The sequence below is a fragment of the Azospira sp. I13 genome (genome assembly GCF_003112695.1).
In the GTDB taxonomy this organism is placed as follows: Bacteria; Pseudomonadota; Gammaproteobacteria; order Burkholderiales; family Rhodocyclaceae; genus Azospira.
Window position 1 is genome coordinate 382,968 of record NZ_BFBP01000003.1, and the last position, 21,871, is coordinate 404,838.

A 21,871-nucleotide genomic window follows, 5' to 3' on the forward strand; every position below is an offset into this window, starting at 1 on the left:
CGTGGATATACCGACCCTGCCCCCTCCCGATTATTCTGGCAAGCCCGGCAGCGACCCTTCCTGGGAACGCAAGACGCTGGAAAAGCTGGCCTTCGCCTCCCTCGCGGAGCAGAAGGCCCGGCGGCGCTGGGGAATTTTCTTCAAGCTGCTGGCCTTTGTTTATGTTTCCGTGGTGCTGGTGCTAGCAGTGGACTGGGGCGATACGGAAAAGCTGGCCGATGGACGACATACGGCCCTGGTGCAATTGAAGGGGGTAATTGATTCCGGTGGTGAGGCAAGTGCCGACAAGATCAATTCTGCCCTGCGCTCCGCCTTTGCCGACAAGGGTACCGCTGGTGTGGTCCTGCGGATCAACAGCCCTGGCGGCAGCCCGGTGCAGTCCGGCATTATCAACGATGAAATCCGACGGTTGCGGGCCAAGCATCCGGAGACGCCCCTCTATGTGGTGGTGGAGGATGTCTGCGCTTCTGGCGGTTATTACGTGGCCGCCGCTGCGGACAAGATCTTTGTAGACAAGGCCAGCCTGGTGGGCTCCATCGGCGTACTCATGGATGGTTTTGGCTTTACCGGCACCATGGACAAGCTGGGCGTGGAGCGCCGCCTGCTGACCGCTGGCGAGAACAAGGGCTTTCTGGATCCCTTTTCGCCTCAGGATCCGAAGCAGAAACTGATGGCCCAGACCATGCTGGGAGAAATCCACAAGCAGTTCATCGACGTGGTCAAGCAGGGGCGCGGCCAGCGCCTCAAGGAAACACCGGAAATGTTCACTGGTCTGGTATGGACGGGGGCCCGCAGCATCGAACTGGGTCTGGCTGATGGCTACGGCACCGTCAGCAGCGTGGCGCGGGATGTGATCAAAGCCGAAAAGGTGATCGATTACACCCAGAAGGAAAATATTGCCGAGCGTTTTGCCAAGCGTTTCGGAGCCGACATGATGCAGGGAGCCGTTAAGGCCCTGGGGCAGGCAGCCGAGCCCCAGGCCCGGTAATGCCCTAGGGGGCCAGGAAGAGGAAGACCGTCGGTTCCTTGGCGGTTGCCTCTTCCTCTTTGCGCCATTGGGCGATGGTTCGAGTGCGTAGTCGTTGTTGCGGCAGGGTCAGGCTGCTGGCCAGGCAGAGCAGGGTGTCCGGAGTCAGGTGACGGGTCAGGCTCTCCATCATCTGGGTATTGCGGTACGGGGTTTCGATAAACATCTGGGTTTGATTCAGGCGCCGGGATTCCTGCTCCAGAGCCTTTAACCGCTTGCTTCGTTCATCCTCCTTGGCCGGCAGGTAGCCGTGAAAGGCAAAGCGCTGGCCGCACAGGCCGGAGCCCATGAGGGCCAATAGCAGGGAAGAGGGGCCTACCAGAGGAGAGACTGGAATCGACTCCCGCTGGGCTAGTCGTACCAGATCGGCGCCGGGGTCGGCCACACCAGGGCAGCCGGCTTCGGACACCAGTCCCACATCGTTGCCCTGGCGCAAGTCTTCCAACAGGGCGGGCAATTCGTTGCTGCGGGTGTGCTCGTTGAGTTCCCGGATTTGAATTTCCTGCAGCGCCACCGGCATGCCGATGGTTTTGAGAAACGCTCGAGCGCTCTTCGCATTTTCGGCGATGAAATGGCGCAGTTGCCGCGTCTGCTCACAGACTGCTGCCGGGAGAACAGAATCCGGCGGTGTTGGCCCCAGGGGGACGGGGATTAAAAAAAGCGTACCGGCAGCGGGTGAGGGGGAGGGGGTGGTGTTCATGGGGGATTTACAGAATTTGGACAGACTCCGCCCGCAGCATGTCGCATAGGGCGATGAGGGGGAGACCGATAAGAGCGTTGGGATCCGGGCCTTCCATGCGGGCGATGAGTGCAATGCCCAGGCCTTCACATTTGGCGCTGCCGGCGCAGTTATAGGGTGTTTCAGCCTTAAGGTAGCGTTCGATTTCGTCGTCGCTGACATGGCGGAAAGTGACCAGGGTGGGGATGCCCTGCAAATGGCTGGCCCCGGTGCGGCTGTTGTAGAGGCACAGCCCAGTATAAAAATTGACCGTCTTTCCCCGCATGCGCTGCAATTGGGCTGCGGCCCGGGGGTGATCTCCGGGTTTGCCGAAAATTTCTCCCTCCAGACTGGCGACCTGGTCGCTGCCAATGATCAGCGCATTGGGGTGCAGGGCCGCCACGGCCCTGGCCTTTTTTTCGGAGAGGCGTAGCGCTGTTTGCTCGGGCAGTTCCCCGGGAAGAGGGGATTCATCCACGTCCGGGGCTACTGCCGTAAACGGAAGGTTCAGCCGGGCCAGGAGTTCCCGACGAAAAGGGGAGGTAGACGCAAGAACGAGAGGAGGGTGGGGCATGGGGATATGTAGAATGCGATTCCCGCCACCAGATGGTCGCAGGGGCCGTAACTTGGGTTGGGGGAAGGTGGTCAATGAAGTCTGTGCGAAGTGTGTATAAGTCTTTGCCTTTGCGGCCTAAAGCCTGATTTCCCAGGTGTGTTTTTCTTTGACATGGCAAGCCGAAAATAATATCATCCGCGCCTTATGTCGCAACAGGTTGTGATCGATAGTCAGGCTTTTGCACGGGATGCCGGTATTTTAGAGGGCGATCTCGCAATGGCCGACATGCCCCGGGTGCATGACTTGCTGACGGAAGTTAGCGGTGGTGTGCATTATCGGCTCAAGGGCCGGGTCGGCGCGCTGGGCAAAGCCCAGTTGCAGCTGCAGCTGGATGGTTTCATCCCGTTGCGGTGCCAGCGGTGCATGGAACGTCTGGATTTTCCGTTGCATGTCGAGAGCACTCTCGAATTGCTGGAAAGCGAGGCCGATCTCACCCAGGAGGACCTGGAAGACGATTCCAGGGACTTTCTCCCGGCGGAAAAGAAACTCGATGTGCTGGCGCTGATCGAGGACGAGGTGATCCTCGGCCTGCCGGTGGTGCCGCGTCACGATGGTTGCAGCCTCCCTGCAGGCGGTGAGCAGTCGGTGAAGGAATCTCCCTTTGCCGTGCTGGCCGGCCTCAAGGGTAAGGCTTAACGTTTTTTTAGGAGCTAGTTATGGCCGTTCAACAGAACAAAAAGTCCCCGTCCAAGCGTGGCATGCATCGTTCCCACGATTTCCTGACCACCCCTGCTCTGGCCGTGGAATCCACCACCGGTGAAGTGCACCTGCGTCACCACATCAGCCCGAACGGTTTCTACCGCGGCAAGAAGGTCACCAAGGCCAAGGGCGAGTAAGCCTTTCAGACGAGGCAGGCAGTTCCCCGAACGGGGTGAACTGCCTGCCTTTTCTTTTACCCAATTCGAGTCCTCGGATGGGAATCACCATTGCTATCGACTGCATGGGCGGGGATCACGGTCCTAACGTCACCGTGCCGGCTGCGCTCGAGTTTTTGAGTCGCAACGCGGACGCTCGTGTCATTCTGGTCGGCCTGGAGGAAAAACTCCGGGCGATCCTGCCTATTCCCCTGTCTGATCGGATTGTCCTGCGCCACGCCACCGAGGTGGTCGCCATGGATGAGCCGCCTGCCCAGGCCTTGCGCAGCAAGAAAGACTCTTCCATGCGGGTTGCCATCAACCTGGTCAAGGAAGGGGAGGCCGACGCCTGTATTTCTGCCGGCAACACGGGCGCGCTCATGGCCATATCCCGGTTCGTACTGAAAATGTTGCCGGGCATTGATCGCCCTGCCATCTGTGCGGTGCTGCCGACGGTCAAGGGGCATGTCCATGTCCTGGATATGGGGGCCAACGTGGATTGCACCCCCGAGCATCTGCTGCATTTCGGCATCATGGGTGCAATGCTGGTGGCGGCTGTGGATCACCGTGAGCAACCGACGGTGGGCATCCTCAATATCGGCGAGGAAGACATCAAGGGTAATGAGGTGGTCAAGCGGGCAGCCGAGCTGTTGCGCACCTCCGGTCTCAACTTCATCGGCAATGTTGAGGGTGACGGGGTTTATAAGGGTGAGGCCGAAGTCGTCGTATGTGACGGCTTTGTCGGCAACGTCGCCCTGAAGACCTCCGAAGGCCTGGCCCAGATGCTGTCCACGTTCCTCAAGGAAGCCTTTAGCCGCAATCTGCTGACCAAACTGATCGCCCTGCTTGCCATGCCCGTGCTGAAAGGCTTCAAGGACAGGGTCGATCATCGTCGCTACAACGGCGCCAGCCTCCTCGGCCTCAAGGGCATCGTAGTGAAGAGCCACGGTTCTGCCGATGCCTTTGCTTTCCGGCATGCCATTGAACGGGCTGCCGAAGAGGCTCGCGGCCGTGTGCTGGATCGCATCGCCGACCAGGTTGCCCGTTATGTTTCCGCTTCTCCCCAAGACACCGCGATTGCGGTTCAGGAGCCAGCCTAATATGTACGCTAAGATTACCGGGGTGGGTAGCTACTTGCCGCCCCAGGCCGTGAGCAACGATGATCTGGTCGCTCGCGGCGTGGATACCAGTGACGAGTGGATAGCCACCCGTACCGGCATCCGCAACCGTCACTTGGCCGAGCCTGGCCAGACTTCCAGTGAGCTCGGCTTCGAAGCTGCCCGCCGCGCTTTGGAGATGGCTGGTGTCGATGCTGCCGAGCTGGATCTGATCATCGTTGCCACTTCCACGCCCGACTTCATTTTCCCCAGTACCGCCTGCCTGCTGCAGAGCAAGCTGGGCAACAAGGGGGCTACCTGCTTTGATGTTCAGGCGGTCTGTGCCGGTTTCGTCTATGCCTTGACGGTAGCGGAGAAATTTGTCCGCTCCGGCAGTCATAAAAAGGCGTTGGTGGTCGGGGCTGAAGTCTTCTCCCGCATTCTGGATTGGAACGACCGGGGCACCTGTGTTCTGTTCGGCGACGGGGCTGGCGCTGTCGTGCTGGAGGCTTCCGAGGAACCGGGTATTCTGGCTACTGCCCTGCACGCCGACGGTAGCCACCACGGCATTCTCTCTGTGCCTGGCAATGTTGCTGGTGGTGCCATTGTCGGCGACCCCTTCCTGCGCATGGACGGCCAGGCTGTTTTCAAGTTTGCTGTCCGGGTACTCTCCGATGTGGCAACCGAGACCTGTAACGCGGCTGGAATTTCCAGCAGCGATGTTGACTGGCTCATTCCCCACCAGGCCAACCTGCGCATCATTGAATCCACTGGAAAGAAACTGGGCATCAGTCCGGACAAAGTGGTGGTGACCGTGGATCGCCATGGCAATACCTCCGCCGCTTCCGTCCCCCTGGCCCTGGATGCCGCGGTGCGGGACGGCCGTGTTCAGCGGGGCCAGAAAGTCCTGCTGGAGGGCGTCGGTGGTGGCTTCACCTGGGGCGCCGTGCTGCTCCAGTTCTAAGAACATTCGCGGAAGATCGACATCATGGCATTTGCATTTGTATTCCCCGGTCAGGGTTCCCAGTCCGTCGGCATGATGGGCGCTTACGGCGATTCCGCTGTGGTGCGTGCCACCTTCGGCGAGGCTTCTGCAGCCCTGGGGCAGGACCTGTGGCAGATGGTGGCCGAAGGCCCGGCCGAAGTGCTGGCTCAGACGGTAAACACCCAGCCGGTCATGCTTACTGCAGGCATTGCTGCCTGGCGCCTGTGGCAGGAAAAGGGCGGCAAGCTTCCCGCCGTGCTCGCCGGGCATAGCCTTGGTGAATATTCCGCCCTGGTGGCCGCCGGTGTGCTGCAGTTCAAGGATGCCGTACCTCTGGTGCGCCTGCGCGCCGCCGCCATGCAGGAGGCCGTGCCCCTGGGTACCGGCGCCATGGCCGCCATTCTCGGCCTGGACGACGATGGCATTCGTGCTGCCTGTGCCGAAGCGGCCCAGGGCGAAGTGGTAGAACCGGTCAATTTCAATGCTGCTGGCCAGACCGTCATTGCCGGCCACAAGGCTGCTGTGGAGCGGGCCATGGAAGTGTGCAAGGCCAAAGGCGCAAAGCGTGCCGTCGCCTTACCGGTTTCCGCGCCGTTCCATTCTTCCCTGATCCGCCCAGCCGCCGACAAGCTCGCTGCCCGTCTGGCTGAACTGGAACTGAAGGCTCCGGCCATTCCCGTGGTCAATAACGTCGATGTGGCCGTGGAGTCCGATCCGGACCGCATTCGCGATGCGCTGGTCCGCCAGGCCTATAATCCGGTGCGCTGGGTCGAGACTATTCAAAAGATGGCGGCCCTGGGTGTGACCCATGTCGCCGAATGTGGTCCCGGCAAGGTCTTGGCCGGCCTCACCAAGCGTTGCGCCGATGGCGTCAATGGCTTGGCTCTGGCCGACCTGGCAGCAATCGAAGCCAATCTCAACCTGGAGTGAAACCCATGCTGCAAGGACAAATCGCCCTCGTGACCGGGGCTTCCCGGGGTATCGGCAAGGCTGTTGCCCTCGAACTGGCCCGTTTGGGTGCCACGGTGGTGGGGACTGCCACCAGCGCTGATGGCGCTGCCAAGATTTCGGCCTACCTGGCTGAGGCCGGCGCCAAGGGCAAGGGAGCGGTGCTGGAAGTGCGCGACCAGGCCCAGGTGGACGCCCTGATGGGCGACATTGAGAAGGAGGCCGGTCCAGTTTCCATCCTGGTGAACAACGCCGGCATCACCCGTGACAACCTGGCCATGCGCATGAAGGACGACGAATGGGATGCGGTGATCGACACCAATCTCAAGGCCGTTTTCCGCCTTTCCAAGGCTGTCATGCGGGGCATGATGAAGGCTCGCACCGGCCGTATCATCAACATCACCTCTGTGGTGGGGCATGCCGGCAACCCTGGCCAGGCCAACTACTGTGCTGCCAAGGCCGGTGTTTCCGGCATGACCCGCTCCCTGGCGCGGGAACTGGGCAGCCGCAACATCACCGTCAATTGTGTCGCTCCCGGGTTCATTGATACCGACATGACCAAAGCCCTGGACGACAAGCAGAAGGACGGTCTACTGAGCAATATTCCCCTGGGTCGCCTCGGCAGCCCGGAGGACATCGCCGCCGCCGTAGCTTTCCTGGCCTCCCCGGCTGCACGCTACGTGACCGGTAGCACCATCCATGTCAACGGCGGTATGTATATGGATTAATGGCGGTTTTCCGCTTTCGTGCCTCGCGTTTTGTAAGCGCGGGGCGTTTTGGTAAAATAAGCAAGTTTGTCTGATACCCGATAACAGGGAAGGAGTCCTTAATGGAAAACCTGGAACAGCGCGTCAAGAAGATCGTTGCCGAGCAACTCGGCGTTAACGAAGCCGACATCAAGAACGAGTCCTCCTTCGTGGATGACCTCGGTGCCGATTCTCTGGACACCGTCGAACTGGTGATGGCCCTCGAAGAAGAATTCGAGACCGAGATTCCCGACGAAGATGCCGAGAAGATCACCACCGTGCAGCAAGCCATCGACTACGTCCTGGCTCACAAGAAGTAATTTCCCGGGCACGGGACTTCCCCTGCAGCCGGCGCCCTAGTGGCGCCGGTCCAGCATTGGCATAGGGGGTACGAAAGGCCGGTCCTGTTCGTCTCCCGTCGTTTTCGTACTCCGCAGCACCCCTCCCTTCTTTTTTTCCGGAGCATAAGTTGGCACGTCGTCGCGTCGTCATCACTGGCCTGGGTCTCGTCTCCCCGGTCGGCAATAGCGTTGAAGAAGCTTGGCAAAACCTTCTGGCCGGTCGCTCCGGTATTGCAGCCGTCACCAAATTCGATGCTTCCACCTTCCCCACCCGCATCGCCGGTGAGGTGAAGAATTTCGACATTGGTACCTACATTTCCGCCAAGGACGCCCGCCGCATGGATACTTTCATCCATTACGGCATGGCAGCCGGCATCCAGGCCATCAAGGACGCCGGGCTCGAAGCCAATCCGGTGGATGCCGAGCGTATCGGCGTAGCCATCGGCTCCGGCATCGGTGGCCTGCCGCTGATTGAAAACACCAAGGACGATTACATCGCCGGCGGTGTGCGGAAGGTTTCTCCCTTCTTCGTTCCCGGCTCCATCATCAACATGATTTCCGGCAACCTGTCGATCATGTATGGCTACAAGGGCCCCAATATTGCCGTTGTGACTGCCTGTACTACCGGCACCCACAACATCGGCGAAGCTGCCCGCATCATCGAATACGGCGATGCCGACGTGATGGTGGCCGGCGGTGCCGAATCCACTGTGACGCCCCTGGGCATGGGCGGCTTCTGCGCAGCTCGCGCCCTGTCCACCCGCAATGATGATCCCGAGACCGCTAGCCGGCCCTGGGACAAGGATCGGGATGGTTTCGTGCTGGGCGAAGGCGGTGGTGTGCTGGTGCTCGAGGAATACGAGCACGCCAAGGCCCGTGGCGCCCGCATTTATGCGGAGCTGGCTGGCTATGGCATGAGTGGTGACGCCTATCACATGACCGCCCCGAGCACGGATGGTCCCAAGCGTTCCATGCTCAACGCCCTGCGCAATGCCGGCATCAATCCGGACCAGGTGCAGTATCTGAACGCCCACGGCACTTCCACCCCGCTGGGTGACAAGAACGAAACCGATGCGATCAAGCTGGCCTTCGGCGATGCCGCCAAGGGGCTGGTGGTGAACTCCACCAAGTCCATGACCGGCCACCTTCTCGGTGGTGCTGGCGGTATCGAATCCATCTTCTCCGTGTTGGCCGTACATCACCAGGTGTCGCCCCCCACCATCAACATCTTCAACCAGGATCCCGAATGCGACCTGGATTACTGTGCCAACACGGCCCGGGATATGAAGATCGATGTGGCACTGAAGAACAACTTCGGTTTCGGCGGGACCAACGGTTCCCTGGTATTCAAGCGCATCTGACGGAAAAAAGGGATGGGGCTGCCGCTGCGTTTGCAATTGCGCCCCTCCCGCCGACTGGCAAGGTTGTCTTTTGCCATGCACGCCGCCGCTTTAGGCGGCGTTTTTATTGCCGCCATGCCGCTGCTGGCAAAGGGCGTGCTAGGTGCCGGAATACTGCTGTCCCTGTTGGTTCAGCAACGGAGTTTGCACAGTAGCAGGGGCTTGCAGTGGCTGCGTCTGGGGAAGAAAGGGGAGGTGGCTTGTGGCCTCGTCGATGGCGCGTCGCCCGGCATTCTGCTGCTGCCGGGAGCCGTCTGGCCGGGTGCAGTAGTGTTGCGCTATCGCCTGGACGACGAGCCCGATGCCTGGCGCTTGCCCAGGGGGCGGGTCATTCTGGGGGATTCGCTGGACTCCCCGGAGTCTTTTCGACGACTCCGGGTGTGGTTGAAATGGCGAGCCCGCTTCAGCGGCGACGCGCCTTCCTGAGCAGCGTATTGCGGGGCTTGGGCAGAAGATCCGGATAGTCGCGGCTGAAGTGCAGGCCGCGGCTTTCCTTGCGCTGTAGGGCGCAGCGGACGATGAGATCGGCGGTGGCCACCAGATTGCGCAGTTCAATCAGATCATTGCTGACCCGGAAGTTGACATAGAACTCGTCAATCTCCCGCATCAGCAGGCGAATCCGGTGTTGAGCCCGCTGTAGGCGTTTGTTGGTGCGCACGATGCCCACGTAGTCCCACATGAAGCGGCGCAGTTCGTCCCAATTGTGGGAAATGACGATTTCCTCGTCCGGGTCGGAAACGCGGCTGGCATCCCACTGGGGCAGGCTGGGAATCGTCACCCCCGGCTGGGCCTTGATATCGGCCACGGCCGCTTCGGAAAACACCACGCACTCCAGCAGGGAGTTGGAGGCCAGGCGGTTGGCGCCGTGCAGGCCGGAGCATGAGGCTTCCCCGGCGGCATAGAGCCCTGGAATATCGGTCCGGGCCTTGAGATCGGTAACGATGCCGCCACAGGTGTAGTGAGCGGCTGGCACCACGGGGATAGGGTCCTTGGTGATGTCGATGCCGAGTTCCAGGCAACGGGCATGGATGTTGGGGAAGTGCTCCAGCAGGAATTCCTTGGGCTTGTGGGAAATATCCAGGAAGACGCAATCCAGGCCTCGCTTTTTCATCTCGAAGTCGATGGCCCGGGCCACCACGTCCCGCGGCGCCAGTTCCGCCCGCGGGTCATGGTCGGGCATGAAGCGGGTGCCGTCTGGCAGGCGCAGGATGCCGCCCTCACCGCGTACGGCTTCGGAAATGAGGAAGGACTTGGCCTGGGGGTGGTAGAGGCAGGTGGGGTGGAACTGGATGAATTCCATATTGGCCACCCGGCAGCCTGCCCGCCAGGCCATGGCGATGCCGTCGCCGGTGGAAGTATCCGGATTGGTGGTGTAGAGATAGACCTTGCCGGCACCGCCGGTGGCAATCATGGTGGCCTGGGCGCCGATGGTGCCGATTTCGCCGCTGCGGGTATCCAGGGCATAAGCGCCATAGCAGCGCTGCTCGGCCAGTCCCAGCTTGGCACCGGTAATCAGGTCGATGGCGATGTGCTGCTCCAGCACCGTGATGTTGGGGTGTCGGCGCACCTTGCGGGTCAGTGTGTCCTGCACGGCCAGACCGGTGGCATCGGCCACGTGGATAACCCGGCGGGTACTATGGCCGCCTTCCCGGGTCAGGTGATAGCCCTTTTCATCCTTGGTGAAAGGAACGCCCTGTTCGATCAGCCAGTCGATGGCTCGCCGGCCGTTTTCCACCACATAGCGGGTGGCCTTGGCGTCGTTGAGGTGGGCCCCTGCTTCAAAAGTGTCCCGGATGTGGGCTTCGATGGAATCCTGGCTATCCAGGACTGCGGCAATGCCGCCCTGGGCCCAGGAACTGGCGCTGTCCTCCAGGGACCGCTTGCTGATCAGGGCGACCCGGTGGGTGTCTGCCAGGCGAAGGGCGGCGGACTGTCCTGCCAGACCGCTGCCAATGATGAGTACGTCGAATTGCTGGGCCACGATGCGCCTTCTTGTTGTGCCGCTGTTGCATCCACGACCAGACGGGATCGTGGGAACCGTAGGGCTTGAAACTATAGCACGAGCGGACGAGGGCGTTTTTTGAGGTGCGCTGGCGAACGGGAAACTTTGTCTGGCGGCGCCGGTCTGAATTGCCAGTTCGTGCTGTCGGGGTTTGTCGTTGGGCAGACGGCTTGCGTTATACTGCGCCTGATCAAGGAGGCGCCGCCGCGCGCCATCGACCACCCCAAAAAAGGTATCCATACAGCATGAGCGAACGCGAGATTGACCAAAAACTGGTCGAGCGGGCGCAATCCGGTGAGAAGCGGGCTTTCGAGTTGCTGGTTGCCAAGTACCAGCGCAAGCTGGGCCGTCTTCTATCCCGATTCATCCGTGATCCGGCGGAAGTGGAGGATGTGGCCCAGGAGGCCTTCATCAAGGCCTATCGTGCCTTGCCATCTTTCCGCGGCGACAGCGCGTTCTACACTTGGCTATACCGTATCGGCATCAACACGGCCAAGAATTACCTGGTGGCCCAGGGTCGGCGGGCGCCTACTTCTACCGAGTTCGATTCGGAGGAGGCCGAAACTTTTGATGATGGCGAGCAATTACGGGATATCAACACCCCGGAAAACCTGCTGTTGTCGAAGCAGATCGGTGAAACGGTGAATGCGGCGATGGATGCGCTGCCCGAGGAACTCCGCACCGCCATCATGTTGCGGGAGCTGGAGGGCTTGAGCTACGAGGAAATTGCCAAGATCATGGATTGTCCCATCGGCACGGTCCGCTCCCGTATTTTCCGGGCGCGGGAAGCGGTGGCAACCAAACTGAGGCCACTGCTGGATACCGCCCCTGATCGAAGGTGGTGAGATCATGAGATTGCTGCTTTCCGCCCTGGTGGACGGGGAGTTGGAACAGCCCCTGGCCGAACGGGCCATCTCCCGGCTGCTTCGTTCTGCCCCGTGGCGCCGCCAGTGGGGTGTGTATCACCTGATTGGCGATTGCCTGCGGCAAGGTGGTGGCGTCGTTGTTCCCCGGGTTTTTTTGCCGGTTCCCCGCGTATCCGGCCAGCCGTTTCGCATTGGCAGGCAGGGCGCCGGGATGCGTCACTATTGCCACCATTGATTGCCTTTTCGTCTGATCTTCTTCCTGTTCCATGATTGAAACCCAAGCGACCGTTACCGGGCTGGATGGTGCCTACGCCCTGGTGGAGGCTAGTCAGGGGGGGTGTGGCCGCTGCCACGAAAAAGGCGGCTGTGGCGGCAACAATGCGGCCCAGTTGTTCTGCCACGGGCCCCGTCATTTCCGGGTCCTCAACCCGCTGAATGCCCAGGTGGGCGACAGGGTGGCCATTGGTGTGCCCGATGGGGCTGTCTCGCGCAGCGTCTTGTTGCTCTATGTCCTGCCGCTTCTGTTGCTGATTTTCGGTGCCATGCTTGGCGGATGGATATCCGCTTTTTCCGGTAGCCGGGATGCAGGGGCGTTGCTAGGGGCGCTATGCGGCGGCGGGACCGCCTGGTTTCTGGTTCGTTACCTGCAGCACCGAAGCGCTGCATCTCCCCGTTTTCAGCCGGTAATCCGGCAACGTCTCTGATATCTCAAACTCAACGCTTCAACGAAAGGATGCGCTTCGTCATGAAACGTCTTGCCACGTTGTTTGCCCTGGTTGCCTTGTCTTTCTCCCTGCATGGGGCTGATGCCCGCAGCCTGCCGGACTTTGCCGATCTGGTGGAGAAGTACGGCAATACGGTCGTCAATATCAGCACCACCCAGGTGGTACGCCAGAAGCGTGGCGGGGCGCCATTCCCCTTTGACGAGGATGATCCGCTATTCGATTTTTTCCGCCGTTTCGGGCCGAATACCCCGTTTGGCCAGGGGGCGCCCGGTAATGGCTGGGGGCGGGAATCCGAAAGCAAGTCCCTGGGCTCTGGCTTCATCACTAGTCCTGAAGGCTACATTCTGACCAACGCCCATGTGGTGGATCAGGCCGATGAAATCACCGTTCGCTTGACGGACAAGCGGGAGTTCCGCGCCAAGGTCATCGGTGCCGACAAGCGTACCGATGTGGCCCTGATCAAGATCGACGCCAGCGGTTTGCCCGTGGCTCGCTTGGGCGATCCTGCCGCCCTGCGGGTGGGGGAGTGGGTGGTGGCCATTGGCTCGCCCTTCGGCTTTGACAATTCGGTGACGGCAGGCATTGTCAGTGCCAAGGGGCGTTCCTTGCCCCAGGAAAACTACGTGCCCTTCATTCAGACCGATGTGGCAATTAACCCCGGCAACTCGGGTGGCCCCCTGTTCAACATGAAGGGCGAGGTGGTGGGTATCAACTCCCAGATCTATAGCCGTTCCGGTGGCTATCAGGGCATTGCCTTCGCCATTCCCATCGATGTGGCCATGGATATCCAGGGGCAACTGCGCAGCAACGGCAAGGTCAGCCGGGGCCGTATAGGCGTGGTGATCCAGGAGGTGACCAAGGAGCTGGCGGAGTCCTTCGGACTGGCCCGGGTCGGCGGCGCCATCGTCAATTCCGTGGAGCCTGGTGGCCCGGCAGACAAGGCCGGCGTGGAGGCCGGGGACGTCATTCTCAAATTCGATGGCAAACCTGTCGGTGCTTCCAGTGACCTACCGCGCATGGTGGGGGGCGTGCGGCCGGGGACCCGGGCTTCCCTGCAGGTCTGGCGCAAGGGGGTATCCCGAGAGCTGACCCTGACCGTTGGCGAAATGCCTTCTGACGACAAGGCGGAAGGGCGTGCTGCCCGCAAGGGCAAGTCTGCGGAGCCTCAGGCCAACCGGCTGGGGCTCGTTGTTTCCGAACTGACGGCGGAACAGAAGCGGGAGCTAAAGATTAGTGGCGGCCTGTTGGTGGAGGATGTGCGCGGTACGGCGGCCCGTTCTGACCTGCGGCCAGGGGATGTGGTGCTGGCCATCATCAACAAGGGGGCCAACATCGAGGTGCGCACGGTGGAGCAGTTCAACCGGCAGCTGGCAGCCTTTGAGAAGGGGAGCAACGTCACCCTGCTCATCCGCCGGGGCGAGATGCAAACCTTTGTTACGGTGAAGGGGATCAATGGTGGCAACTGAAATGAATCCCGTGGCGCCTGTCGTCCTGCAATTGCTGGGACGGGTTTATTGCCATCTCTGTCATGACATGGAAGCGGCCCTGGCGCCGATTGCAGCCGAATTTTCGGCTCAGGTCGAAGTGGTGGACGTGGACGAGGACCCGGCTCTGGAGGAACGCTGGGGCGAGTTGGTGCCCGTTCTCCTGTATCAGGGCGAGGAGATTTGCCATTACTTTCTGGATGCGCCTGCCGTCCGTGAAGTTTTGGCCAAAATCCGCTAGAATCCGCGCTTTCCGGCCAAATTCAAAAGGGTGCTGCACAGCACCCTTTTTCTCATATGCAACACATCCGCAACTTCTCCATCATCGCCCACATCGACCACGGTAAATCCACCCTGGCGGACCGTATCATCCATCTCTGCGGCGGCCTTTCCGACCGGGAAATGGAAGCTCAGGTGCTCGACTCCATGGATTTGGAGCGGGAGCGGGGCATCACCATCAAGGCCCAGACGGCCGCTCTCAGCTACAAGGCGCGGGACGGCAAGGTCTACAACCTGAATCTCATCGACACCCCGGGGCACGTGGACTTCTCCTATGAAGTCTCCCGTTCCCTCTCGGCCTGCGAAGGCGCACTGCTGGTGGTGGATGCCTCCCAAGGGGTGGAAGCCCAGACCGTGGCCAACTGCTATACCGCCCTTGAACTGGGGGTGGAAGTGGTGCCGGTGCTGAACAAGATTGACTTGCCGTCTGCCAACCCGGATGGCGCACGGCAGGAAATCGAAGACGTCATCGGCATCGACGCCACCGATGCGGTGCTGGCTTCCGCCAAGACCGGCCTGGGGGTGGAAGACATTCTCGAATCCGTCATTGCCAACATCCCCCCGCCCAAGGGTGATCCCGAAGCGCCGCTGAAGGCCCTGCTGGTGGATTCCTGGTTCGACAACTACGTCGGCGTGGTGATGCTGGTGCGGGTGGTGGATGGGGTGCTGAAGCCCAAGGACAAGATCCGCCTGATGTCCACCGGTGCGGTGCACCTGTGCGAGCAGGTCGGGGTGTTCACGCCCAAGTCCGTTTCCCGCAGCGAACTGCGGGCCGGCGAGGTGGGCTTCATCATTTCCGGCATCAAGGAACTGAATGCCGCCAAGGTGGGCGATACCGTCACCCTGGTGGATCGGCCGGCCCAGGAAGCCCTGCCCGGCTTCAAGGAAATCAAGCCCCAGGTGTTCGCCGGGCTCTATCCGGTGGAATCCAACCAGTACGACCAGCTGCGGGACTCCCTGGAGAAACTGCGCCTCAACGACGCCTCCCTGCAGTTCGAGCCGGAAGTCTCCCAGGCCCTGGGTTTCGGCTTCCGCTGCGGCTTCCTCGGCCTGCTGCACATGGAAATCGTGCAGGAGCGCCTGGAGCGGGAATTCGATCAGGACCTGATCACCACCGCCCCCACCGTGGTTTATGAAGTGGTGATGCGCGACGGCTCCGTTATCCAGGTGGAGAACCCCTCCAAGCTGCCCGATGGCGGCAAGGTGGAGGAAATCCGCGAGCCCATGATCACGGCCACCATTTTTGTGCCCCAGGACTACCTGGGCAGCGTTATCACCTTGTGCAACGCTAAGCGCGGCAACCAGGTGGACATGCACTACCACGGTCGTCAGGTGAAGCTGGTCTATGAGATGCCCATGGCCGAAGTGGTGATGGACTTCTTCGACAAACTGAAGTCCGTTTCCCGGGGTTATGCCTCCCTGGACTATGAGTTCAAGGAATACCGGGCGGCCGATGTGGTGAAGGTGGACATTCTCATCAACAGCGAGAAGGTGGATGCCCTGTCCATCATCGTGCACCGGGCCAACGCGCCTTATCGCGGCCGCGAACTTGCGGCCAAGATGCGCGAACTGATTCCGCGCCAGATGTACGAAGTGGCCATCCAGGCAGCCATCGGCTCCAACATCATCGCCCGGGAAAACGTGCGGGCTATGCGCAAGGACGTGCTGGCCAAATGCTACGGCGGCGACATTTCCCGGAAGAAGAAGCTGCTGGAAAAGCAGAAGGCCGGCAAGAAGCGCATGAAGCAGGTGGGCAGCGTGGAAATTCCCCAGGAAGCCTTCCTCGCCGTACTGCGCGTCGATAGCAAGTAAAGGACATTGTCTTGAATTTCGCTCTGATCCTCCTGCTGCTGCTAGTCGCCAGCGGCGCCATCTGGGCCCTGGATTCCCTGTGGTTGGCCAAGCAGCGGCTTGCCGGGGCCAAAGACCCTTGGTGGGTGGAATACGGTGCCGGTTTCTTTCCGGTGATCCTGGTGGTATTCGGCCTGCGTTCCTTCGTTGTCGAGCCTTTCAAGATTCCTTCCGGCTCCATGATTCCCACCCTGCTGATCGGTGATTTCATCCTGGTAAACAAGTTCACCTACGGCATCCGCCTGCCGGTGATCAACAAGAAAATCATTGATATCAACCAGCCTCAGCGCGGCGAGGTGATGGTCTTCCGTTATCCGGAGGATCCCTCCCTCGATTACATCAAGCGGGTGGTGGGCCTGCCGGGCGACAAGGTTGCCTATCAGAACAAGCGGCTGACCATCAACGGCCAGCCTCTGGAGGCCCAGCCACAGGACGATTATTTGCACTCCGAGCGGCTTTACTATTCGAAGCAGTACACCGAAACCCTGGGGGAGGTAAGCCACCGCTTCCTCAATGATGTGGATGCGCCGGCCTTCATCATGGATGCGGCGCACTTTCCGGGCCGCGAGAATTGTCTCTACAATAACGCAGGCGTCATCTGCACTGTTCCTCCCGGCCATTACTTCGTCATGGGGGATAACCGGGACAACAGCCGGGACAGCCGCGCCTGGGGCTTTGTGCCCGACGAGAACATTGTCGGCAAGGCCTTCTTTGTCTGGTTCAATTTCAACGACCTGAGCCGTATTGGCCGGTTCAAGTAAGCCACGGGGGAACGACATGTCGCGTAAGCCGCAAGCAGGGGTGGCCCTTTCCAGTTTTTTGATGTGGGTGTTCATCGTCGTCTTTGGCGGCATTCTGGGCATGAAGGTGGTGCCAGCCGTCATTGAGTACTTCACCATCGTGAAGACGGTCAAGGCCGTTGCTGCAGAAAGTCCCGCTGGTGGAATAACGGTGGGGGATGTTCGCAAGTCTTTTGATCGCCGGGCAACCATCGACGCTATTTCATCTATTAGCGGAGCCGATCTGGATGTGACCAAGGATGGTGGTAACGTCGTGATTAGTTTCTCCTATGCCAAGAAAATCCATCTGGTTGGTCCGGTGAGCCTGTTCATCGACTTCCAGGGCAGCGCTTCAGGTAACAAGGGTGACTGACACCGTTCGCCTGACCGCTTTCGAGGCGGCCTTTGCCCGCCGCCTCGGCCACGAATTTGCCGACCCCAGCCTGCTGCGCACGGCCTTGACCCACCGCAGCCACAGCACGCCGCACAACGAGCGCCTGGAGTTTCTGGGCGATAGCATTCTCAACTGCGTTGTCGCCCACCTGCTGTTTTCCCGCTTCCCCGCGCTGCCGGAGGGTGACTTGTCCCGTCTGCGCGCCAATCTGGTAAAGAAAGACACCCTTTATGAGCTGGCCCAGGGCCTTGCCGTGGGCGACCATTTGCGCCTGGGGGAAGGGGAGCTGAAAAGCGGCGGCCATACCCGTCCCTCCATCCTGGCGGACACCCTGGAAGCCCTCTTCGGTGCCGTCTATCTGGATGCCGGTTTTGAGCAGGCCAAAGCCGTGGTGGGCAATCTGTTCACAGCCAAGCTGGCAGCCATTTCCCCGGATCAGCCCATCAAGGATCCGAAGACCCGGCTGCAGGAATACCTGCAGGCTCGACGTCAGCCCCTGCCCACCTATACCCTGGCGGGTACCGACGGTCAGGCTCATCTACAGCAATTCCGGGTCCTGTGCGATGTGGTCTCTGCCAATCTGCAGACCGAAGGCCAGGGTGCCAGCCGCCGTGCGGCCGAACAGGAGGCCGCCCAGCGGGCTCTGGAGAAACTCAAAGCATGACTACCGAAAACACCGAAAAGCAAATCCGTTCCGGCTACGTGGCCATCGTCGGCCGCCCCAATGTGGGCAAGTCCACCCTGCTCAACCGCCTGGTGGGAGAGAAGATTTCCATCGTTTCCCGCAAGGCCCAGACGACCCGCCACCGCATCACCGGCATCCTCACCAACGACGATGCCCAGTATGTCTTCGTCGATACCCCCGGCTTCCAGACTGAACACACCAACGCCCTCAACCGAGCCATGAACCGGGGTGTCACCCAGACCCTGGCCGATGTGGACGTGGTGCTCTTCGTCATCGAGGCCGGCCGCTTCGACGCCAAGGATAAGGCCGTGCTCAAGCTGTTGCCGGAAGACCGGCCGGTGATCCTGGTGGTGAACAAGGTGGACAAGATCGCCGAGAAGGAAAAGCTGCTGCCTTTCCTGGCCGAAGTCACCGCCGAGCGCAGCTTCACCGCCGTGGTGCCGGTTTCCGCCACCAAGGGCAAGCAGCTGGAGCAACTGCTGGCCGAAGCCCGCCAGTACCTGCCCCATGAGGAACTGCTCTACGCCGAGGACGAACTGACCGACCGCAGCGAGCGCTTCCTGGCTTCCGAATACATCCGGGAAAAGCTCTTCCGCCTGCTGGGGGATGAACTGCCCTACGCCACCACCGTGGAAATCGAGAAATTCGAGGTGGAAGGCAATTTGCGTCGCATCTACGCCGCCATCGTCGTGGACCGGGATGGCCACAAGGCCATCGTCATCGGCAAGGGTGGCGAGACCATCAAACGCATCGCCACCGAGGCCCGCCAGGACATGGAAAAGCTCTTCGACGGCAAGGTCTATCTGGAAGTCTGGGTCAAGGTGAAGTCCGGCTGGAACGACGACGAGCGTCTGCTGCGCAGCCTGGGCTACGAGTAAGCACCCAGGCCGTTCTTGCAGTTCTTTCCCGTCCGTTAATTTCCCATGCAACGGCAAAAGGTCGACGGCCAGCCCGCCTACGTCCTCCATACCTATCCCTTCCGGGAAACCAGCCTCATCGTCGAAGCCTTCACCCGGGATTTCGGCCGGGTGGCCTTGCTGGCCCGGGGCGCACGGCGCCCCCGTTCTGCCATCCGCGGCTTGTTGCTGGGTTTTCAGCCCCTGGAGTTGGGTTGGGCCGGCAAGGGTGAGGTGCTGACCCTGATGAAGGCCGAGTGGCAGGGCGGCCAGCCCCTGCTTTCCGGCCATGCGCTCTTTTGCGGCTACTATCTGAATGAGCTGCTGCTGCACCTGCTGCCCCGGGAAGATGCCCACGAAGCCCTGTTTGCTGCCTATGCCGCGACCCTGCAACGCTTTGCTGACGGGGTACGGGAGCCGGACCTGCGCCGTTTCGAAAAATCCCTGCTGCAGGAACTGGGCTACGGCTTGACCCTGGCGACGGATGCAGAGGGCAGGGCGGTGGAGGCCGCCGGCCACTACGCTTACGAAGTGGAGCGGGGCCCCGTGCGGCTAGCCCGACCCGGCAACTCGGCCTTGTCTGTCTCCGGCAAGGCCTTGCTGGACCTGGCCCACGAGGATTTTTCCGATACCCGCTCCCTGGCCGAGGCCAAGCAGCTGATGCGAGCCCTGATGGCCCATTATCTGGACGGCAAGCAACTGGAGACCCGCAAGATTTTCCGGGAATTGCAGGAGCTCTGAGGCAAGCGCTTTTAGGCAAACTCCCTGAAGTCGACACTTTGCAGCAGGAATTTTTGAGGTTAACACCATGAGTATCGAACTCGGCGTCAATATCGACCACGTGGCCACCATCCGCCAGGCCCGTCGCACCTACGAGCCGGACCCGGTATGGGCCGCCGTGGAAGCCCAGTTGGGCGGGGCCGACGGTATCACCGTGCACCTGCGGGAAGACCGTCGCCACATCTGCGACCAGGACGTGGAGCGCCTCAAGCTCACCACCCAGATCAAGCTCAACCTGGAAATGGCGGCCACCGACGAAATGGTGGGCATCGCCTGCCGCCTCAAGCCCGAAATGGCCATGCTGGTGCCCGAAGGCCGCCACGAGGTGACCACCGAAGGCGGGCTCGATGTGGCCGGCCAGGAAGCCCGCCTGAAGGACGTGGTGGCCCGCCTGGCCGATGCCGGCATCGTCACCAGTGTCTTCATTGACGCCGAACTGCCTCAGGTCGAAGCTGCCGCCCGCATCGGCGCCAAGGTCTGCGAAATCCACACCGGCCCCTACGCCCACGCCTTCTATAACCAGGGGCGGGACGAAGAAAGCCCGGCCGTGCTGGCCGAACTGGCCAAAGTGCGAGCTGCCGGCGAGGCCATCCGGGGGCTCGGCATGCGCTTCAACGCCGGCCACGCCCTCAACTACTACAACGTCCAGCCTGTCGCCGCCCTGGCGGGTATCAAGGAACTGCACATCGGCCACGCCATCGTCAGCCGCGCCGTCTTCGTCGGCCTGCGGGAAGCGGTGCGGGAAATGAAGCAACTGCTGCTCGGTGCGGCGGGTCGGTAAAGGCTCAGCCACAGAGGGCACAGAGAACACAGAGGGTGAACCGTTCTCAGCGGAAATGAGGCGGACATGCCCATAGGTCGGATCGCTAGTTCAGGTTTAAGGGTCTGTGGGCTTCTCTCTGTGGTCTCTGTGTCCTCTGTGGCTAAAAATGGACTCCTCAGTGGCTAAGAAAACATGATCCACGGCATCGGCACCGACATCGTCGCTGTCTCCCGTCTCGGCGAGTTCTACGCCCGCCACGGAGAGCGCAGCCTGGACAAGCTGCTGACCCCGGCGGAGCGGGAGGAATTCGCCCGCCTGCCCGAGACCGGCCAGACCCGCTTCCTGGCCAAGCGCTTTGCTGCCAAGGAAGCCTTCGGCAAGGCCCTGGGGACCGGCATCCGGGCCCCGGTGCTGCTGCCGGCCATCGGCGTTGGCCACGATGCCCTGGGCAAGCCGGTCCTTGAACTGGCCCCGCCCGTTGCTGCCCTGCTGGCCGAGCGTCAGCTGGTCGCCCATCTTTCCCTGAGCGATGAGCAGGACTACGCCGTCGCCTTCGTCATCCTGGAACAGACCCAGCCATGAACGCTCCTCGACAACTGCCCCTGGGCCCGGTAATGATCGACATTCAGGGTTTTGCCCTGACCGAACTGGACCGGGAGCGCCTCTCCCATCCCCTGGTGGGCGGCCTCATCCTGTTCACCCGCAACTACGAAAGCCCGGAACAGCTCAGTGCCCTCTGCGCCGAGGTCAAGGCCCTGCGTCAGCCGCAACTGCTGATCGCCATCGACCATGAAGGCGGCCGGGTGCAGCGCTGTCGGCCAGGATTCACGGCCATCCCCGCCATGGGCAAGCTGGGCGCCTTGTGGGATGCGGCCCCTGGCGATGCCATCGCTGCGGCCCAGGATCTGGGCTATGTCCTGGCCACCGAGTTGCGGGCCCGGGGCGTGGATTTTTCCTTCACTCCGGTGCTTGACCTGGACTATGGCCGCAGCACGGTCATCGGCAGCCGCTCCTTCCACCGCCAGCCGGAAGCCGTCGTGCAGCTGGCCGGCGCATTGATTCAGGGTCTCCAACTGGCCGGCATGGGTTGCTGCGGCAAGCACTTCCCCGGCCACGGCTGGGTGGAGGCCGATTCCCACGTGGCAATCCCCGTGGATGAGCGGGAGTGGCCGGCCCTGGAGGCCGATATGGCGCCGTTCCGCCAGCTCCCCCTGGATGCGGTGATGCCGGCCCATGTCATCTATCCCCGGGCAGATGACCGACCGGCAGGTTTTTCACCGTTTTGGCACCAGACCTTGCGGCAAGGCCTGAACTTCCAGGGCGTGGTCTTCAGCGACGACCTCTCCATGGAAGGTGCCGCCGTGGCCGGAGACGTGGTGGCGCGGGCCGAGGCCGCCTGGCAGGCGGGTTGCGACATGCTGCTGGTGTGTAACGCGCCGGATGCCGTGGGCGATCTCCTGCAACGCTGGCATCCGCCGACGGATGCCACGCGCAGTGCCCGGGTGGCGCGCCTGCTGCCCGCCACGCCGGCCATTGGCTGGGAGGCGCTGCAGGCCGATCCCCGTTACCGTCGGGGCGTGGCCCTGGCGGCGCAACTCCTGGCCTGACGCGGTCGCGTCCAGCTATCGGCCCCTT

Annotated in this window: 27 protein-coding genes; 24 read left to right on the top strand and 3 right to left on the bottom strand. The window is 61.5% G+C overall.

From position 1 onward, the window contains the following. Position 1: 1 nt before the first annotated feature. Positions 2-988, top strand: a complete 987-nt coding sequence (locus AZSI13_RS04215) for a S49 family peptidase (RefSeq protein WP_109039914.1) — start codon at positions 2-4, stop codon at positions 986-988. Between the two features lie 4 nt (positions 989-992). Here AZSI13_RS04215 and AZSI13_RS04220 read toward each other — a convergent pair whose 3' ends face one another. Together AZSI13_RS04220 and AZSI13_RS04225 are read right to left on the bottom strand one after the other, a co-directional pair. Further along, positions 993-1,727 carry an SAM-dependent methyltransferase gene (locus AZSI13_RS04220; RefSeq protein WP_109039915.1) on the bottom strand — a complete coding sequence of 245 codons (735 nt, stop codon included), beginning with the start codon at positions 1,725-1,727 and terminating at the stop codon, positions 993-995. Between the two features lie 7 nt (positions 1,728-1,734). Continuing rightward, complete coding sequence (locus AZSI13_RS04225; RefSeq protein ID WP_109039916.1) at positions 1,735-2,319, bottom strand: nucleoside triphosphate pyrophosphatase; 585 nt, start codon at positions 2,317-2,319, stop codon at positions 1,735-1,737. Positions 2,320-2,505: 186 nt separating this feature from the next. Here AZSI13_RS04225 and AZSI13_RS04230 point away from each other — a divergent pair, with 186 nt between their 5' ends. From AZSI13_RS04230 to AZSI13_RS04270, 9 genes are all read left to right on the top strand, one after another. Further along, positions 2,506-2,997 carry a DUF177 domain-containing protein gene (locus tag AZSI13_RS04230; protein ID WP_109039917.1) on the top strand — a complete coding sequence of 164 codons (492 nt, stop codon included), beginning with the start codon at positions 2,506-2,508 and terminating at the stop codon, positions 2,995-2,997. 20 nt (positions 2,998-3,017) lie between these two features. Beyond that, a complete protein-coding gene (rpmF, locus tag AZSI13_RS04235; protein WP_109039918.1) occupies positions 3,018-3,197 on the top strand; it encodes a 50S ribosomal protein L32 in 180 nt (59 codons plus the stop codon). Between the two features lie 77 nt (positions 3,198-3,274). Further along, the gene (gene plsX, locus AZSI13_RS04240; RefSeq protein ID WP_109039919.1) at positions 3,275-4,315 is read left to right on the top strand and encodes a phosphate acyltransferase PlsX; all 1,041 of its coding nucleotides are present in this window, start codon (positions 3,275-3,277) and stop codon (positions 4,313-4,315) included. A 1-nt stretch (position 4,316) separates the two neighbouring features. Next, positions 4,317-5,276, top strand: coding sequence for a beta-ketoacyl-ACP synthase III (locus AZSI13_RS04245; protein WP_109039920.1), 960 nt, complete (start codon positions 4,317-4,319; stop codon positions 5,274-5,276). Positions 5,277-5,300: 24 nt separating this feature from the next. Continuing rightward, on the top strand, positions 5,301-6,227 hold the full coding sequence (gene fabD, locus AZSI13_RS04250; RefSeq protein WP_109039921.1) for an ACP S-malonyltransferase: 927 nt from the start codon (positions 5,301-5,303) through the stop codon (positions 6,225-6,227). 5 nt (positions 6,228-6,232) lie between these two features. Continuing rightward, a complete protein-coding gene (gene fabG / locus AZSI13_RS04255; RefSeq protein ID WP_235609651.1) occupies positions 6,233-6,973 on the top strand; it encodes a 3-oxoacyl-ACP reductase FabG in 741 nt (246 codons plus the stop codon). A gap of 101 nt (positions 6,974-7,074) precedes the next feature. Beyond that, positions 7,075-7,311 carry an acyl carrier protein gene (gene acpP / locus AZSI13_RS04260; protein ID WP_109039923.1) on the top strand — a complete coding sequence of 79 codons (237 nt, stop codon included), beginning with the start codon at positions 7,075-7,077 and terminating at the stop codon, positions 7,309-7,311. Between the two features lie 149 nt (positions 7,312-7,460). Next, positions 7,461-8,693, top strand: coding sequence for a beta-ketoacyl-ACP synthase II (gene fabF, locus AZSI13_RS04265; RefSeq protein ID WP_109039924.1), 1,233 nt, complete (start codon positions 7,461-7,463; stop codon positions 8,691-8,693). 12 nt (positions 8,694-8,705) lie between these two features. Further along, the gene (locus AZSI13_RS04270) at positions 8,706-9,158 is read left to right on the top strand and encodes a protein YgfX (RefSeq protein ID WP_109039925.1); all 453 of its coding nucleotides are present in this window, start codon (positions 8,706-8,708) and stop codon (positions 9,156-9,158) included. Here the strand turns inward: AZSI13_RS04270 and nadB are convergent. Next, positions 9,136-10,713, bottom strand: coding sequence for an L-aspartate oxidase (gene nadB / locus AZSI13_RS04275; protein WP_109039926.1), 1,578 nt, complete (start codon positions 10,711-10,713; stop codon positions 9,136-9,138). The genes AZSI13_RS04270 and nadB overlap by 23 nt on opposite strands. 266 nt (positions 10,714-10,979) lie before the next feature. On the opposite strand from nadB, the gene rpoE reads away from it, so the two are divergent. From rpoE to nagZ, 14 genes are all read left to right on the top strand, one after another. Beyond that, a complete protein-coding gene (rpoE, locus tag AZSI13_RS04280; protein WP_109039927.1) occupies positions 10,980-11,579 on the top strand; it encodes an RNA polymerase sigma factor RpoE in 600 nt (199 codons plus the stop codon). Positions 11,580-11,583: 4 nt separating this feature from the next. Further along, positions 11,584-11,835 (top strand): sigma-E factor negative regulatory protein, encoded by a 252-nt coding sequence (locus AZSI13_RS18350; RefSeq protein ID WP_109039928.1) that lies wholly within the window; start codon positions 11,584-11,586, stop codon positions 11,833-11,835. A gap of 31 nt (positions 11,836-11,866) precedes the next feature. Then, a complete protein-coding gene (locus tag AZSI13_RS04290; RefSeq protein ID WP_109039929.1) occupies positions 11,867-12,304 on the top strand; it encodes a SoxR reducing system RseC family protein in 438 nt (145 codons plus the stop codon). A 41-nt stretch (positions 12,305-12,345) separates the two neighbouring features. Beyond that, positions 12,346-13,791 (top strand): DegQ family serine endoprotease, encoded by a 1,446-nt coding sequence (locus AZSI13_RS04295; protein WP_109039930.1) that lies wholly within the window; start codon positions 12,346-12,348, stop codon positions 13,789-13,791. A gap of 10 nt (positions 13,792-13,801) precedes the next feature. Beyond that, the gene (locus AZSI13_RS04300; RefSeq protein ID WP_268807501.1) at positions 13,802-14,050 is read left to right on the top strand and encodes a glutaredoxin family protein; all 249 of its coding nucleotides are present in this window, start codon (positions 13,802-13,804) and stop codon (positions 14,048-14,050) included. A 56-nt stretch (positions 14,051-14,106) separates the two neighbouring features. Continuing rightward, a complete protein-coding gene (lepA, locus tag AZSI13_RS04305) occupies positions 14,107-15,900 on the top strand; it encodes a translation elongation factor 4 (RefSeq protein WP_109039932.1) in 1,794 nt (597 codons plus the stop codon). A gap of 11 nt (positions 15,901-15,911) precedes the next feature. Further along, positions 15,912-16,700 carry a signal peptidase I gene (gene lepB, locus AZSI13_RS04310; RefSeq protein ID WP_109039933.1) on the top strand — a complete coding sequence of 263 codons (789 nt, stop codon included), beginning with the start codon at positions 15,912-15,914 and terminating at the stop codon, positions 16,698-16,700. 16 nt (positions 16,701-16,716) lie between these two features. Next, a complete protein-coding gene (locus AZSI13_RS04315; protein WP_109039934.1) occupies positions 16,717-17,091 on the top strand; it encodes a DUF4845 domain-containing protein in 375 nt (124 codons plus the stop codon). Beyond that, the gene (gene rnc, locus AZSI13_RS04320) at positions 17,084-17,776 is read left to right on the top strand and encodes a ribonuclease III (RefSeq protein ID WP_109039935.1); all 693 of its coding nucleotides are present in this window, start codon (positions 17,084-17,086) and stop codon (positions 17,774-17,776) included. Before AZSI13_RS04315 ends, rnc begins: the two co-directional genes overlap by 8 nt. Continuing rightward, positions 17,773-18,675 (top strand): GTPase Era, encoded by a 903-nt coding sequence (era, locus tag AZSI13_RS04325; protein WP_109039936.1) that lies wholly within the window; start codon positions 17,773-17,775, stop codon positions 18,673-18,675. The genes rnc and era overlap by 4 nt, the downstream gene beginning before the upstream one ends. 45 nt (positions 18,676-18,720) lie before the next feature. Next, positions 18,721-19,434, top strand: a complete 714-nt coding sequence (gene recO, locus AZSI13_RS04330) for a DNA repair protein RecO (protein WP_109039937.1) — start codon at positions 18,721-18,723, stop codon at positions 19,432-19,434. A gap of 67 nt (positions 19,435-19,501) precedes the next feature. After that, on the top strand, positions 19,502-20,254 hold the full coding sequence (locus AZSI13_RS04335) for a pyridoxine 5'-phosphate synthase (protein WP_109039938.1): 753 nt from the start codon (positions 19,502-19,504) through the stop codon (positions 20,252-20,254). A gap of 174 nt (positions 20,255-20,428) precedes the next feature. Further along, complete coding sequence (gene acpS / locus AZSI13_RS04340; protein ID WP_109039939.1) at positions 20,429-20,818, top strand: holo-ACP synthase; 390 nt, start codon at positions 20,429-20,431, stop codon at positions 20,816-20,818. Next, positions 20,815-21,843, top strand: a complete 1,029-nt coding sequence (gene nagZ, locus AZSI13_RS04345; protein ID WP_109039940.1) for a beta-N-acetylhexosaminidase — start codon at positions 20,815-20,817, stop codon at positions 21,841-21,843. The genes acpS and nagZ overlap by 4 nt, the downstream gene beginning before the upstream one ends. Positions 21,844-21,871: the final 28 nt, after the last annotated feature.

Coding starts and splice junctions, on each gene's coding strand:
- AZSI13_RS04220 (WP_109039915.1), bottom strand. CDS start 1,727: ATGAACACCACCCCCTCCCCCTCACCCGCTGCCGGTACGCTTTTTTTA.
- AZSI13_RS04225 (WP_109039916.1), bottom strand. CDS start 2,319: ATGCCCCACCCTCCTCTCGTTCTTGCGTCTACCTCCCCTTTTCGTCGG.
- AZSI13_RS04230 (WP_109039917.1), top strand. CDS start 2,506: ATGTCGCAACAGGTTGTGATCGATAGTCAGGCTTTTGCACGGGATGCC.
- rpmF (WP_109039918.1), top strand. CDS start 3,018: ATGGCCGTTCAACAGAACAAAAAGTCCCCGTCCAAGCGTGGCATGCAT.
- plsX (WP_109039919.1), top strand. CDS start 3,275: ATGGGAATCACCATTGCTATCGACTGCATGGGCGGGGATCACGGTCCT.
- AZSI13_RS04245 (WP_109039920.1), top strand. CDS start 4,317: ATGTACGCTAAGATTACCGGGGTGGGTAGCTACTTGCCGCCCCAGGCC.
- fabD (WP_109039921.1), top strand. CDS start 5,301: ATGGCATTTGCATTTGTATTCCCCGGTCAGGGTTCCCAGTCCGTCGGC.
- fabG (WP_235609651.1), top strand. CDS start 6,233: ATGCTGCAAGGACAAATCGCCCTCGTGACCGGGGCTTCCCGGGGTATC.
- acpP (WP_109039923.1), top strand. CDS start 7,075: ATGGAAAACCTGGAACAGCGCGTCAAGAAGATCGTTGCCGAGCAACTC.
- AZSI13_RS04270 (WP_109039925.1), top strand. CDS start 8,706: ATGGGGCTGCCGCTGCGTTTGCAATTGCGCCCCTCCCGCCGACTGGCA.
- rpoE (WP_109039927.1), top strand. CDS start 10,980: ATGAGCGAACGCGAGATTGACCAAAAACTGGTCGAGCGGGCGCAATCC.
- AZSI13_RS18350 (WP_109039928.1), top strand. CDS start 11,584: ATGAGATTGCTGCTTTCCGCCCTGGTGGACGGGGAGTTGGAACAGCCC.
- AZSI13_RS04290 (WP_109039929.1), top strand. CDS start 11,867: ATGATTGAAACCCAAGCGACCGTTACCGGGCTGGATGGTGCCTACGCC.
- AZSI13_RS04295 (WP_109039930.1), top strand. CDS start 12,346: ATGAAACGTCTTGCCACGTTGTTTGCCCTGGTTGCCTTGTCTTTCTCC.
- lepA (WP_109039932.1), top strand. CDS start 14,107: ATGCAACACATCCGCAACTTCTCCATCATCGCCCACATCGACCACGGT.
- AZSI13_RS04315 (WP_109039934.1), top strand. CDS start 16,717: ATGTCGCGTAAGCCGCAAGCAGGGGTGGCCCTTTCCAGTTTTTTGATG.
- era (WP_109039936.1), top strand. CDS start 17,773: ATGACTACCGAAAACACCGAAAAGCAAATCCGTTCCGGCTACGTGGCC.
- recO (WP_109039937.1), top strand. CDS start 18,721: ATGCAACGGCAAAAGGTCGACGGCCAGCCCGCCTACGTCCTCCATACC.
- AZSI13_RS04335 (WP_109039938.1), top strand. CDS start 19,502: ATGAGTATCGAACTCGGCGTCAATATCGACCACGTGGCCACCATCCGC.
- acpS (WP_109039939.1), top strand. CDS start 20,429: ATGATCCACGGCATCGGCACCGACATCGTCGCTGTCTCCCGTCTCGGC.
- nagZ (WP_109039940.1), top strand. CDS start 20,815: ATGAACGCTCCTCGACAACTGCCCCTGGGCCCGGTAATGATCGACATT.